Origin of the sequence: Rhodoferax saidenbachensis (assembly GCF_001955715.1) — a bacterium.
Lineage (GTDB): Bacteria > Pseudomonadota > Gammaproteobacteria > Burkholderiales > Burkholderiaceae_C > Allorhodoferax > Allorhodoferax saidenbachensis.
On sequence record NZ_CP019239.1, the window covers coordinates 2526455 to 2540368 of the forward strand.

General features: G+C 62.1%; 13 protein-coding genes. 3 read left to right on the forward strand and 10 right to left on the reverse strand.

From position 1 onward, the window contains the following. Nucleotides 1-311 precede the first annotated feature (311 nt). Complete coding sequence (locus RS694_RS12085) at nucleotides 312-2444, forward strand: putative bifunctional diguanylate cyclase/phosphodiesterase (RefSeq protein WP_051392024.1); 2133 nt, start codon at nucleotides 312-314, stop codon at nucleotides 2442-2444. Between the two features lie 10 nt (nucleotides 2445-2454). Here RS694_RS12085 and RS694_RS12090 read toward each other — a convergent pair whose 3' ends face one another. Together RS694_RS12090 and RS694_RS12095 are read right to left on the reverse strand one after the other, a co-directional pair. Next, nucleotides 2455-3756: a lytic murein transglycosylase gene (locus RS694_RS12090; RefSeq protein ID WP_029708894.1), complete on the reverse strand. Its 1302-nt coding sequence runs from the start codon at nucleotides 3754-3756 to the stop codon at nucleotides 2455-2457. An 84-nt stretch (nucleotides 3757-3840) separates the two neighbouring features. After that, complete coding sequence (locus RS694_RS12095) at nucleotides 3841-4434, reverse strand: NAD(P)H-dependent oxidoreductase (RefSeq protein ID WP_029708893.1); 594 nt, start codon at nucleotides 4432-4434, stop codon at nucleotides 3841-3843. Between the two features lie 215 nt (nucleotides 4435-4649). Here RS694_RS12095 and RS694_RS12100 point away from each other — a divergent pair, with 215 nt between their 5' ends. Continuing rightward, entirely contained in the window at nucleotides 4650-5552 is a 903-nt protein-coding gene (locus RS694_RS12100; protein ID WP_029708892.1) for an AraC family transcriptional regulator, read from the forward strand. Between the two features lie 122 nt (nucleotides 5553-5674). Here the strand turns inward: RS694_RS12100 and motA are convergent, their stop codons facing one another. Beyond that, on the reverse strand, nucleotides 5675-6532 hold the full coding sequence (motA, locus tag RS694_RS12105) for a flagellar motor stator protein MotA (protein ID WP_029708891.1): 858 nt from the start codon (nucleotides 6530-6532) through the stop codon (nucleotides 5675-5677). Between the two features lie 236 nt (nucleotides 6533-6768). Here motA and RS694_RS12110 point away from each other — a divergent pair, with 236 nt between their 5' ends. Beyond that, nucleotides 6769-7011 (forward strand): Rho-binding antiterminator, encoded by a 243-nt coding sequence (locus RS694_RS12110; protein ID WP_029708890.1) that lies wholly within the window; start codon nucleotides 6769-6771, stop codon nucleotides 7009-7011. Nucleotides 7012-7146: 135 nt separating this feature from the next. Here RS694_RS12110 and RS694_RS12115 read toward each other — a convergent pair whose 3' ends face one another. The 7 genes from RS694_RS12115 to RS694_RS12145 form a co-directional block, all read right to left on the reverse strand. Then, nucleotides 7147-8913, reverse strand: coding sequence for an arylsulfatase (locus RS694_RS12115; RefSeq protein WP_029708889.1), 1767 nt, complete (start codon nucleotides 8911-8913; stop codon nucleotides 7147-7149). 92 nt (nucleotides 8914-9005) lie between these two features. Beyond that, nucleotides 9006-9344, reverse strand: coding sequence for a hypothetical protein (locus RS694_RS12120; RefSeq protein WP_051392023.1), 339 nt, complete (start codon nucleotides 9342-9344; stop codon nucleotides 9006-9008). Next, nucleotides 9337-10203, reverse strand: a complete 867-nt coding sequence (locus RS694_RS12125; RefSeq protein ID WP_029708887.1) for an alpha/beta fold hydrolase — start codon at nucleotides 10201-10203, stop codon at nucleotides 9337-9339. Before RS694_RS12125 ends, RS694_RS12120 begins: the two co-directional genes overlap by 8 nt. An 18-nt stretch (nucleotides 10204-10221) precedes the next feature. Beyond that, nucleotides 10222-11307, reverse strand: coding sequence for a branched-chain amino acid ABC transporter permease (locus RS694_RS12130; RefSeq protein WP_029708886.1), 1086 nt, complete (start codon nucleotides 11305-11307; stop codon nucleotides 10222-10224). 11 nt (nucleotides 11308-11318) lie between these two features. Then, on the reverse strand, nucleotides 11319-12302 hold the full coding sequence (locus RS694_RS12135) for a branched-chain amino acid ABC transporter permease (RefSeq protein WP_029708885.1): 984 nt from the start codon (nucleotides 12300-12302) through the stop codon (nucleotides 11319-11321). Next, the gene (locus RS694_RS12140) at nucleotides 12299-13033 is read right to left on the reverse strand and encodes an ABC transporter ATP-binding protein (RefSeq protein WP_029708884.1); all 735 of its coding nucleotides are present in this window, start codon (nucleotides 13031-13033) and stop codon (nucleotides 12299-12301) included. Before RS694_RS12140 ends, RS694_RS12135 begins: the two co-directional genes overlap by 4 nt. Then, entirely contained in the window at nucleotides 13030-13878 is an 849-nt protein-coding gene (locus RS694_RS12145; RefSeq protein WP_081708682.1) for an ABC transporter ATP-binding protein, read from the reverse strand. Before RS694_RS12145 ends, RS694_RS12140 begins: the two co-directional genes overlap by 4 nt. Nucleotides 13879-13914: the final 36 nt, after the last annotated feature.

The window sequence follows — 13914 nt, forward strand, 5'->3', positions numbered from 1 at the left end:
AAGGGCTAGAGGCACTTTTCTCTTGAAAAGAGCGGCTGGACGGCGAACCGGCAAAAAACGCCCCGCTGCAATCCCCGATTCGCAAGCTCTGCGTTTCACCATACGACACCGCCAAAGACCTCACGCTGCACTGCGTCGTCATACTTCGGCCATACATTGAAGTGGGTCACGGTCTACACTTGTGGCCTGCAATCAGTTGCACCATTTCGCCCCGAGATGGACCAGGGGAGTACGTTCACCGCCCAACGCGGGAACCACAGTGCAGATACACCGCCGGGCGCGCCGTATCTGCTTGAAGTGACCAAAGTCTTATGCAATCAGCCCTCGTCGATATCAGCTACAACCAATGGTTGGTGGCGCTTTCGTTCGTGATCGCCAGTTTCGCGTCGTATGTGGCGCTGAATCTGGCCAAGCGCGTGCGTTCGCAGGACAAGTCCATTGCCCGGGCCTGGCTGGTCGGCGGGTCCGTGGTGATGGGCACCGGCATCTGGTCCATGCACTTTATTGGCATGTCGGCCGTGTCGCTGCCGTTTGCGGTGGGGTTCGACTACATCATCACAGCGCTGTCGTGGGTGGCGGCGGTGGCCGTGTCGGCGGTGGCGCTGTATGTGGCCGGTTATTCGCAACTCACCATTTCCCGCTTGACCATGGGCTCGCTGGCGATGGGCGCCGGCATTTGCACCATGCATTACACCGGCATGGCGTCGCTGGACATGGCCCCTGGCATCCAGTGGGACTGGTTTCTCATCGCGGTGTCGGCGGCCATCGCAGTCACCGCGTCCGCCGTGGCGCTGCTGATTTTCTTCATGCTGCGCGACTTGACCGGCAGCGCCGAACGCAACTGGCAACTGGTGGCCGCGCTGGTGATGGGCGCCGCCATCTGTGGCATGCACTACACGGGTATGGCAGCCGCCGGGTTTTCGGCCAACAGTGTCTGCCTGAGCGCCGACCAACTGAGCGGCGACAGCCTGGGCCTGCTGGTCACCGTGGCCTCCAGCATTCTGCTGAGCATCACCATGTTCACCTCCACGCTGGACGCCCGTATGCAGGGCAAGGCTGAGAAGCTGACCGCGTCACTGAAAGCTGCCAACTCCGAGCTGCAGCAAATTGCCTTTCGTGACGCCCTGACCGGTCTGCCCAACCGCCTGCTGTTTGACGACCGGGTCAACTCGGCCGTGGAGCGCTGCCGCCGGGATGGCACCAGCCTGGCCATGTTGTTCATCGACCTGGACGGCTTCAAACCCGTGAATGACTCGTTTGGCCACCGCGTGGGCGACGAGGTGCTGCGCGAGATTGGCCGCCGCCTGAGCCTGCAATTGCGCGCCACCGACACCGTGGCCCGCGTGGGCGGTGATGAATTCGTCTTGCTGCGCGAAGGCGCCGCCGACTCCACCGCGATTGCGCAGATGGCGCAGCGCCTCATCGACGTGATCAGCGAGCCCATGACCGAAAGCGGACACGATGTGCGCTTGTCCTGCTCGGTTGGTATCGCGCTGTATCCGTCCGACGGGCCACACGAAGAGTTGATGGCGCATGCCGACGCGGCCATGTATTCGGCCAAACGCACCGGTGGCTCGGGGTATGCGTTTTTTGAACCGCACATGAACGCCGGTGTGCGCCAGCAGATTGAACTGCAGCGCGACTTGCGCCTGGCCATAGAACGCCGCGAGTTTGAGCTGCATTACCAGCCCAAGGTAAACGCAGGCACATCCCTCATCACAGGCGTGGAAGCCCTGGTGCGCTGGCGCCATCCAACGCGCGGCATGCTGAGCCCGGTCCTGTTCATCCCCGTGGCCGAACGTTTTGGCTTGATAGGCGCATTGGGTAGCTGGGTCATTGACGAAGCGTGCCGGCAGGTGGCGGCCTGGTCCGCGCAGGGCATGCGGATGCGGGTGGCGATCAATTTGTCGGTGCACCAGTTGCGCCAGGATGATCTGGCGAAGCGCATATCGGCAGCCATCGCACAACACAAGATCGACCCTGTGCTGCTGACCTTCGAGATCACCGAATCGGTGGCGATGGAAGACGCAGAGAGCACGCTGCAGATGTTTGAAGACTTGAGCCGCATTGGTGTGAAGTTGTCGATTGACGACTTTGGCACCGGCTACTCCAGCCTGTCTTACCTGCGCCGCTTGCGGGTGGGCGAGCTGAAAATCGACCGCTCGTTTGTGCAGGACCTGGAATTCAGCGCGGACGCACGGGCCATTGTCGAAGCCGTGATTGGCCTGGCCCATGTGCTGGGGCTCAAGGTGGTGGCCGAAGGCGTGGAGACAGCCGCCCAGCGCGATGTGCTCACGCGCCTGCATTGCGATGACCTGCAGGGTTACCTGTTCGCCAAACCCATGACGCCGGAGATGATGACCAAATGGGTGGAAGGCGATGACGCGCCCGGAACTTCCTGGCTTGCCAAGCTGGCGACCACCCGGCCGTCACCGTTGACCTGATCCCCTCACCTCACTGCAGGCGCTGCAGCAGGTCCAGGGTGGGGTAACCATCTGCCGGAATGCCCAGGCTCTGCTGGTACTGGCGCACGCCGCGCTGTGTGGCCGGGCCCATCATTCCATCGGGCTTGCCACTGTCAAATCCACGGGCATTCAGCGCCGTCTGCAGCGCCAGCAACTGGGTGCGCCCCAACAATTGCAGATCGCGCGGCCAGGGGGCCTGCACGGCCGGGCCACCGGCCAACCGCTGCGCCAGCAGGTTGATGGCAAGGGCATAACTGGTGGCATTGTTGTAGCGCAGGATGGTGCGGAAGTTGGGCCCCACCAGAAACGCCGGACCGCGCGCGCCCGCGGGCAGCAGGATGGCGCTGTCGGGCAGCGCGGGCAGCGGCGTGCCGTCCATGGTTTGCACACCTGCATCGGCCCACTGGGTAGCAGGCAGGCGCACCTCTGCATCGGCACGCGTGTAGTCAAACCCGGCGGGCAAACGCACCTCCACACCCCAGGGCTGACCGGTCTGCCAGCCGGAGCGGGTCAGGAAGTTGGCGGTCGACGCCATCACATCGGGCACGCTGCCCCAGATATCGCGCCGGCCATCGCCATCGGCATCCACCGCGTAGGCCAGGAAGGCCGTTGGCAAAAACTGCGTCTGGCCCATCGCTCCGGCCCACGAACCGATCATCTGCGCGCGGCTGATATCGCCGTTCTGCAAAATCTTGAGCGCAGCCAGCAACTGGCCCCGCGCCCACTCTTCGCGGCGCCCTTCAAAACCCAGCGTCGCCAGCGCGTCAATGGCCGGAATGTCGCCCACGTTGCGGCCGTAGTTGCTCTCCACGCCCCAGATCGCCACCAATACCTCTATGGGTACGCCGTAGCGCCCGGCCGCCGCAACGGCTTCGGGTGGCAGTTGCTGCTGTTTCTCCTGCCCCTGGGCGATACGCTGCTTGGACAGCGCGCTGTCCAGGTAATCCCAGATGGCGCGGGTGAACTCGGGCTGCGCCCGGTCTGCCGTGACGGCGCGCGGGATAAAGCGCACGTTGTCGAAGGCGAGGTGCAGCGTCGCATCCGTGATGCCCGCAGCGCGGGCGCTGGTGCTGAAGTCGGCCACCCAACGGGCGAACTGCTGCTGGTGCCCGATCTCGGCGGCTTCGGCCTGCGCCGCTTCCACCGAGGCTGTAGTGACGGGGGGCGGTGAGGATGGCGCTTTGGTTGCGACCGGTGGTGAAGAGGCGCAACCCGCCAGTGTGAGGAGGGTCAGTACCGCGGGAGACAACCAGCCACAGGCTGGCGCAGAAAAGCGAGATGGTGTGTGCATTCGCCCCATTTTCGCCGCATTGGGAAATGCACGACGCCCAACCCCACCTTTGGCAGGGTCAGGCGTGCAGCCTATTTCTATTTACTACGCAGCGATGTTTGCCAGTTGCTGGCGCAACCTTGCCAGATCATGGGCAATGTCGGGCGCTTTCAGAACGTCGTGACATGAAAAGGACGGCAACACCTCCATGCCGCAGAACTTGTAGTTCGCGGTGTTGAGGATGAACACATCGTCCACCGAGCGGCCTTCAAACAGGGTTTGTGCCGGGTTGCCAAATGCTTCTGCTGGCGCATTCCAGGTGAGCGACACCATGTACTGCTTGCCCTGCAGCAGGCCGCCGCTGCCGTATTGCTTGGCCGGGTCTTCGCGAGTGCGCCCGTCGCCGGTGATGAAGCTGCTCTGCATCATTCCTGCCGTAAACACTTCGTCCACATACTTCTTATAGATCCATGGCGTACCAAACCAGTACACCGGCGACTGCAGGATGATCAAGTCCGCCCACAGGTGCTTTTGCACCTCTGCGTTGGTCTCATAACCCTGCTCAATACGCGTCTCTTGAAACGCGAATCCGCGCTGCACCATCTCCTCCTGAATGACGCCTGCCACTGTGTTGTTCAGCCCGCCGGACGAAATGCCCTCATAGAACTGGTGCGCGTTGATCAGCAATACCTTCTTCATTTTTAACTCCTGGTAAAGGGCCACCACCGATGGCGGCCCTGTCGTTGAACGGATGCCAGGAAGTGTGCGTGGGCAGGTGTTATTTCGGCTGCTGGATTCGATGCGTTTATTGCCTGATTCGCCGGATCGCTGGCGCTGCAGTGGCGCGAAGGCGGGAATGGCCTTAACCTTCAGTTTTGGAAATTACCCGCAGGCATTAGGGAAAGACATCGACCATGGCAGACAAATCCCTCGCCCACCTGGTGGGCCACATTGCCCAAAGTGATGGGGACTTCAGCACAGCCATTCCCGGACTCACGGTCTACCGGCGCAGCGCGGTGTCAGAACCCATGCACTGTGTCTACGGCCTGAGCCTGGCGCTCACCTTGCAAGGCGGCAAACGCGTCACGCTGGGCGAAGAGGTGCTCCACTACGGCCCCGGGCAGTCGCTCATCACCACCGTGGACCTGCCTGTCACGTCGTATGTCATACGTGCCAGCGCTCAAGAGCCTTTTCTGAGGCTGTTGCTCGAACTCGATGCCCGCGCCATTACGCAATGGGCTGCCGACATGCCCTTTGCACCCGCACCTCGGGAAGCTGGCACCCGGGCGATGTCGGTGGTGTCGCTGGACGATGGTCTGCTGGCCTCGCTCACACGCCTGGTGCAGTTGCTGGATGAGCCTGCCCTGGTGGAGAGTCTGGCGCCGCTGATCCGGCAGGAGATCGTGGTGCGTTTGCTGCGTGGTCCGCACGGCCCTACCTTGCGCAACCTGGTGGCCGCAGGCTCACCCGGGCAGCACATCGGCAAAGTGATTGCCTGGATGCGGCACCACTTTACCGAGGATATTTCTGTAGAGGATCTGGCGACCAGGGCGCACATGAGCCCGTCCACCTTCCGCGCCCATTTCCGCAACGTGGCGGGCATGAGCCCTTTGCAGTATTTGAAGAACCTGCGGCTGCAGGAGGCGCGGCATCTCATGCTCAACAGCAGCCTGGACGCCGTGAATGCAGCGGTGCAGGTGGGCTACGAAAGCGCTTCGCAATTCAGCCGCGAGTACCGACGCATGTTTGGAGAACCGCCGCTGCGGGACATCCACAAGATGCGGCAGACCTCCATAGGTCCGGCGCAGGTGGGCTGAGAAACGGGAGAAGGTATGGCTGCCTGACCGCTGCAGCAACCCCAATAGCTACACAATTGATAGCTGGCTGCGCAGACCCCATAAGGGCTGCGGGCACTTTTCGCTTAAAAAAGCGGTAGGGTTTATTTCTTCTTCACGAACTCTTCGAGTTCCGTAAAGGTGGGGCGTTCTGTGGAGTACAGCACCTTGCGGCCAAACTCGATGGCGGTGGAGGGGTTGTAGCCCTGCATGCTGGCCAGCAGTGTGGTCTTGATGCACTGCAGTTCCTTGCCCTGCTCTTCCACCTTTTGCTCCAGCAGACCGGCCAGGGGTTCGGCAAAGGCGTAGGCCAGCAAAATACCCAGGAAGGTACCCACCAGCGCGGAACCGATCATGCCGCCCAACACGGCGGGCGGCTGGCCCACCGAGCCCATGGTGTTCACCACACCCAGCACCGCGGCCACGATACCGAAGGCTGGCAAACCGCCAGCGATACGCTGGATGGCGGCCACAGCGGCGTGTTCTTCGTGGTGGTGGGTTTCGATTTCGTTGTCCATCAGGGACTCGATCTCGTGGGCGTTGAGGTTGCCCGAGACCATCATGCGCAGGTAATCAGTGATGAACTCGACCACGTGGTGGTCGGTGCCCACGGTGGGGTATTTCTTGAAAATCTCGGATTCTTCGGGGGTTTCGACGTCTTTTTCGATGGCCATCAGGCCTTCCTTGCGGGCCTTTTGCAGGATGTCGTACATCAGCGCCATCAGGTCCATGTAGCGGGCCTTGGTGTATTTGCTGCCCTTGAAGCAGGCGCCCAGGCCGGCCATGGTTTTCTTGATGACCTTCATCTGGTTGTTGGCCAGAAAGGCCCCCAGTGTGGCACCGCCAATGGTCAACATTTCAAAGGGGAGCGCATGCAACACCACGGTGATATTGCCGCCGTGGGCAATGAACACGCCAAATACGCAGCCCAAGACGACCAGCCAGCCAATGATTACAAACATACTGAATTTCTACCTTAGAGATAGCGGATCACCGATTAGACGCGCTCTGATTTTAGAACTGCACAGAGAATAACGCCTTGTTTGCCCCAGATTTCTGCACCCTGCCCGGGTTTGGGGGCAATACGGTGAAATTGTTGCGCTTGGCCGCCTTGCAAGCCAACATATTGCGCCCCACGTGAGCGGATGGACGAAAAGCACACCTTGCGGGCAAGGGTGCGCCACCTCGGAGACCCCACATGACCACTTACACCCCCATCAATTGCGAGTTTCACGACGTCATTGAGTCCACCATCACCCGGCGCCAACCGGTCACCCTGGTGGTCATGGACGCCGTGGGGGACGTGCAGACCCTGCACGATAAAGTGACGGATGTTTTTGCCAAGGAGGGGGCGGAATATCTGGTCACCGAAAGCGGCCAGACCATCCGGCTGGACCAGTTGCAATCCATAGGCGGCCACGACAAAAGCGACTTCGGCTAGGCCGACGCACACCCATCCTGCTGGGTGGGGTACCGACCTGGCAGGCACAAAATGCTATTGAATAGATAGCTGCTTGCGCAATCTGCATGCGGGCTAGTGGCCAATTTCGCTTGTCAATGCTCCCTGCTCGGGCTTCTAAAAAATCCGGCGCCGATTGCGCCGCCGCAGCAGGCCCCAGGTCACCAGCGCTAGCAGGGCCACCAGCACCGATATCACTTTGGTCCCATAGGTGGGCCACCAATAGTGCAGCACGCTGTTGATCAGCACCTGGCGCGACGGGCTGTAGCCCTCGGGCATGGGCAACACGCCATGGGACTTGGCATACGCGTCAAAGTCGGCCTGCAGTGCCTGGAAGGCTTCGGGCATCTGGACCTGCAAGTCGCGGGTTTCGCCGGGGTCGGTGCGCAGGTCGTACAGGTGCCACTGGCCATCGCCCACGGGCGGCAGGTTTTTGACCAGCTTGAGGTCGCCCTTGAACAAGGCCAGGTTGCCTGACAGCTCATACCCCAGCGGCTGGTCGCTGGCGCGCGCCTGCTGGCTGCGGCCCAGCAGCACGGGCAACAGGCTCACACCAGCGATCGGCTCCACGGGCTGGTTCTTGTAGGTGTTGCCGGGGCGCGCCACCTGCGCCAGGTCCAGCAGCGTGGGCGCAATGTCTGTCACGTGGGCCAGCCCCTGCTGGATCTGGTTGTGCGGCATGCCGGGCACACCCGAGATAATGAGCGGCGTGCGGATGCCGCCCTCCCCTGCGTAAAACTTGTAGGTGTTCAGCGGCGAGCTGCTGGCGCTGGCCCAGCTCGGGCCGGCGATACCGTAGGCGCCTTTGCCCCCCAGCTTGTCGATGTCCTGGGTGTACTGGGTCTTGAGCCAAAGCCGCGCTTCCTTGTAATCCGAAGCTTCGGCGCCGTTGTCGGACAGAAAAACGAACACCGTATTGTCGTACTGGCCGCTTTGCTTTAGGTAGTCCACCAGGCGGCCCACTTCGTGGTCCATCGCATCGGCCATGCCGGCGTAGACCTCCATGCGGCGCTGCTCGTAAAGCTTGTCCTTCTCGCTCAGGGCGTTCCAGTCGGCGGTGGTGTTCATGCGCACCATGGGCGTGTCTTTGGGGATCAGGCCCAGTGCGGCTGCGCGGTCGCGGCGTGCGAGGCGCAGTGCGTCCCAACCGTCCTTGTATTTGCCGCGGTACTTCTCAATGAAGGCCGCAGGTGCCTGCAGCGGCACATGGTTGGCCTGGAAGCCCACATAGGCAAAAAATGGCTTGCCGACCTTGGCGTCAGTCTTGAGGTAGTCAATCGTGCGGTCCACAAAGTACTGCGACGAGTAGTAGTCCGCGGGCATGACCGCCTCTTTGCCGTCTTCAAACCAATCCACCTTGGCCGAGTGCGGCAGGTAGCGTTTGGCCGGTTCCCAGTTGTCGGAGCCGGTATCACCCTGGATGATGGACCGGTCAAAGCCGCGCGCGTTAGGCAGGTTGTAGGGCTCGGAGCCCACATTCCATTTGCCGGCGATGTAAGTGCGGTAACCGCTGTCCTGCAGCAGGGTGGACACCGTCACCACGCGGCTGGTCAGTGAGCCTTGGTACCCGGGTTGGCCCAGGTGCTCGGGGGGCATGGCTTCGCGCAGGTTGCCCACGCCGTTGCGGTGGTTGTCCACACCGGTAAGCAGCATGGAGCGTGTGGGGGAACAGGAGGCCGCCACGTGGAAGTTGGAGAAACGGGCGCCGCGTTGGGCCAGCGCATCGAGGTGGGGCGTGGCGATCTCGCCGCCAAAAGCGCCGACGTCGGTGAAGCCCCAGTCGTCGGCCACCAGCACCACGATGTTGGGGCGCGCTGCACCAGCAGCCATGGCGCTTGCGCAGAACCACAGGGCCAGTGCCCCGAACCAGACTTGTCTTTTCATCGTACGTGTCTCCTGTGTGGCCACTCTATAACAGAGGAGGCCAGAGGAGATGCCTCATGGGTGACAGTCCAGACGGTCTGCCCTGGCGTGGTTTAGCGCTCCGAGACGGAAAATGCTGCTGCCTGCGGCACGTGGCCGGCAAACAAGGGGGTGACCTGGCGCAGCTTTTCCAGCGCGACCACCTCGCCGTACAGGTCGGACAGGGCCGCCATCAGATCGGCGCGCAGGCACCACAGGCCGGCCACATGGTTCTCCAGCCAGATGCGCCGCTCCACCGCCGGGTAACGCGCACTGCCCAGCTCACCCAGGCATTCCAGCAAGCAGTGGCGTATCTCTTCCACCGGGATCAATCCCATCTGGGTCGGGGCCAAGGCGGCACCCTCACCCACATGCAGCATGCGCTGCAGGCCGCGTTTGATCTGCTCAAGCATGGGCGTTTATGAAGTCGCTGACCAGTGTGAGCTGGTCCGGCACGTTGAGCGCCGGTGCATGGCCACAACCGGCGATTTCCACCACCCGTGTCTGGCCGCGCAAGCCGGGGCCGCGTTGCAACATGGCCGCCGTGGTGTGGGGCAAGACCAGGTCCGAATCGGCACCACGCAGGCACAACACGGGGAGGTCCAGCGCGTCATAGTGGTCCCAGATCAGGTAGTCATTGGTGTGCGCTATGAACTGGCGCACCATGGCCGGGTCGTAATGCGGGGTGACACGCCCGTCGGGCAGGCGGCGTGTGGAGGTTTCGGTCAGGCGACGCCACTGCGCGTCGCTGAGCCAGCCATACGGTTTGTAGACCTGGCGGAAGAAGGCTTCGAGCTCCTGCACCGTGGCAAAGGATGGCGGACTACCGGCGTAGGCACGGATGCGGGTCAGCGCCTCGGGTGCCAGTTCGGGCGCGTTGTCGTTGAGCGTGAGGCTTTGAATGCGGGCCTTGAGCGCAGGCTGAAACAGGCCCGACGCGCACACCGTGCCAATGGCACCGCCCATGGAGGTGCCCACCCAGTGTGCCCGTTCAATCTTCAACTGCTCAAACAGGTCAGCGGCAATACGCGCGTAGAACGCCAGGCAATATTCCTCATCGGGTTTGCTGCTCCATTGGCTCAAGCCCCGGCCCAGCGTGTCGGGGCAGACCACGCGGTAACGGCCACTGAGGTGCTGGGCCAGTTCGTCCATGTCGCGGCCCGTGCGTGCCAGGCCGTGCCAGGCGATCACCACCGGCGCATCCACCGGCCCCCATTGGGTGGTGTGGATTTCATAGCCAGCGCACTGCAGGTAGTGGGAAGTAGGCATCATGGTGGCAACCTCTGCTGGTTAGCGCAATGGCGCGGCGGTCGTGGGCAGCGCAGCCTGGCGCAGGCGCCCGACCACACCCGTGGGGAAGTAATACACCGACAGCACAAACAACACGCCCAGCCAGAGCAGCCAGCGGTCGGGCGACAGCAAGGCCGAGAGCATGGGCCAGGCCACGACTGCCTCGCTGCCCATGCGCAGCAACTCCTGCAGGTAACTCTGCGCCACGAGGAACAGCGCCGCGCCGACAACCGCCCCATACATGGTGCCCATGCCGCCAATCACCACAATCAGCAACACGTCCATCATGATCTCGAAGGACAGCGAGGTATCGGGCCCGTTGTAGCGCAGCCAGAGCGCCAGCATCGCACCGGCCATACAGGCGAATAGCGCGGACAGGATGCTGGACGTGGTGCGGTACACCACCACGCGGTAACCAATGGCCTCGGCGCGGAATTCGTTTTCACGGATGGCCTGCAACACGCGGCCAAACGGCGAGTTGACGATGCGCAGCAAGGCCAGGAACAGCACCACGGCCGTCACGAACAGCAGGTAGTAACACAGCAGGCGACCATCGAGCGACACGCCCAGGAAAGGCTGCTCGCTGAACTCGTAGCTGGGCGACAGGATTTCGGGCACTTTGAAACTCAGGCCGTCTTCACCACCGGTGAACTCGTGCAGTTGCGAGGCCAGCGTGAGAAACGCCGAGGCCACCGCCAGCGTGATCATGGCAAAGAAGATGGCCCGCACGCGCAGCGAAAACAGCCCCACCACCAGCGCCAGCACAAACGACAGCAGCAGCGACGCACCCAGCCCCACGGCCAGCGCCTCCCAGGTGGCACCCAAACGTGTGGTGGCAATGGCAATGCCATAGGCACCAATGCCAAAAAACATGGTGTGCGCAAAACTCACGATGCCGGTGTAGCCCAACAACAGATCGAAACTGGCGACCAGCACGATAAAGATCAACACCTTGGCCGCCACATTGAGTGGCTTCACACCCGGAAAGATGAACGGCGTGAACGCCAGCGCCAGGACCAGCAGCAGCAACAGGCCGGACAGCCAGCGGCTGCGTGGCAGGTCTTTGGAAAGAATGCGTTGGAACATATTTGTGCCCCTTACCGGTTCGCGACTGGATAGACACCCTGCGGACGCCACAACAAAATGGCGACCATGAGTGCAATGTTGGAAAAGAGCGCGACCTTCGGCAACAGGAAGCCGGTGTAGTTGGCCATCAGCCCGACCAGCAAGGCCCCGATCAAGGCGCCACCGGTGGAACCCAGCCCGCCAATGATGATCACGATGAAGATCAACACATTGACCTGTGCGCCCATCTGCGGCGTGACCGACTGCTGGTACAGCCCCCACATCACACCACCCAGGCCCGCCAGCGCGCTGCCCACCACAAACACACCGATAAAGATGCGCTTGATGCGGTAGCCCAGGGACTCCACCATCTCGCGGTCCTGCACGCCGGCGCGGATCAGCAGACCGATCTTGGTGCGACTCAGCACCCAGGCCAGTGCGGCAAACACCAGCAGCCCCACCACCACGGCCATCAGACGGTATTTCTCAATGGCTGCGTCGCCCAGCAACACGGAGCCGCGCATGCCTTCGGGCAGCGGCAGCGGAATCTGCGCCGGGCCCCAGATCACCTTGATGAGTTCTTCACCAATGATCATGCCGCCCATGGTGATGAGAATCTGCTTCAGATGCTGGCCGTACACCGGCCGCACGATGAAACGCTCAAACGCCAACCCCAGCGCACCGGCCACCAGCATGGCCACCAGCATCGCAGGCAGCACAGCCACCCAGTTGCGCCACAGCACATCCGAACCGGTCCAGTCACCCATGAATCCCATCACGGTGGTGGCCACAAAAGCCCCCAGTGCGATGAAAACACCATGGCCGAAGTTCAGCACGTCCATCAGGCCAAACACCAGCGTGAGGCCCGAGGCAATGATGAAGATGATCATGCCCATGGCTAGGCCCGCCACCGTGAGCGTGAGCCAGGTCGAAGGTGAGCCGATGAAGGGCAACACCAGCACAGCCAGCAGTGGCACCAGCGCCAGCGGCTTCCAGTCGAAGTCGATTGATTTCATATGGCCAGCCCCAGCAGCGTGTGCTGCAGTTCTTCGTTGTCTGCGAGTTCCTGCATGGTGCCGACATGCACCACACGCCCGTTGTCCATCACCGCCACCTGGTCACCCAGGCGTTTGGCAAAGCTGATGTTTTGTTCGACCAGCAGAATGGTTGTGCCCGTCTTCTTGAGCTGGGCAAACGCGTCGATCATGTTGTTGATGATGGCGGGCGCCAGGCCTTTGCTGGGCTCGTCCACGATCAGCAATTCGCGCGGCTCGACAATCGCGCGGGCCACCGCCAACATCTGTTTTTGTCCGCCCGAGAGCTTGCCTGCGGGGTGGTTCCAGAATTTCTCTACCGCGGGGAACAGCGAAAAAATCCACTGCAAGCGCGTGTCGTCCATATCTTGGGCGCGTTTGGCCGCGCGTGCGGCCAGCAGCATGTTTTCTTTGACCGTGAGGTCGGCAAAGATGCCCATGTTTTCGGGCACATAGGCAATGTTCAGGCCGGCGATCTGCGGTGTTTCGAGCGCCGTGATATCGCGCGCGTCAAAGTGCACCGAGCCACTGGAGGCATGCCACAGGCCCATGATGGTGCGCAGCGTGGTGGTCTTGCCCGCGCCATTGCGGCCCAGCAGCATGGTGAGCTGGCCGCGCGGAATGGACAGGTCCACGCCGTGCAGGATGTGGTACGCACCAATGTGCGTATGTACGCCGGACAGAGTCAGCAGGTTGTTGTTGGCAGCGCTCATGCGTGCTCCCCTCCCCGTTCGCCCTGAGCGGGTCGAAGGGCTTCGACAGGCTCAGCCCGAACGGGTTCCTCAGTCCGAACGGACTCGGAAATTGGCGCCACGCCCAGATACGCTTCCTGAACCACAGGCGAAGCAATCACCTCGGCCGGGTCACCATCGGCCACCAGCGTGCCGTTGTGCAGCACGATGATGCGGTCGGCCAGTTCGCGCACCACGTCCATCTTGTGCTCCACCAGAAGAATGGTTTTGCGCTTGTCCTTCTTGAGCGCGCGGATCAGGTTCAGGATCACGGGGGCCTCGTCGTGGCTCATGCCCGCGGTGGGTTCGTCGAACATGAAAATTTCGGGGTCCAGCGCCATGAGCAAGGCGACTTCCAGCTTGCGCTGGTCGCCGTGCGGCAGGCTGGCCACAGTCTGCTCCTGCTGCTCCAGCATGGCCACATCCCCCAGAATCTCCAGCGCACGCTGGGTCAGCGCCCGGTGGTCGCTCCAGATACTCCACAGGTTGAGCCCGCGCAAATGTTTGCCACCCTGTGTGGCCTGCACCGCCAGGCGCACATTCTCCAGCACCGACAGATTGGGAAACAGATTGGTCAGCTGAAACGCCCGCCCCAGACCAGCACGCGTGCGTGCTGAAGGGCTCATCTGCGTGAGCGCATGGCCATTCAAAAACACCTCGCCATGGCTGGCCTTCAACTGACCGGAGATCAGGTTGAAGTAGGTGGTTTTACCGGCGCCGTTGGGGCCGACGATAGCGGTCAAGGTGCCAGGCTGAAACGTACAGCTGACAGCATTCACCGCCACGTGGCCACCGAAGCGGATCGTGAGTTCTTTGGTTTCGAGCATTTTGTTTTTGCCTCCCCTGATCAAGGGAGCGGCGTA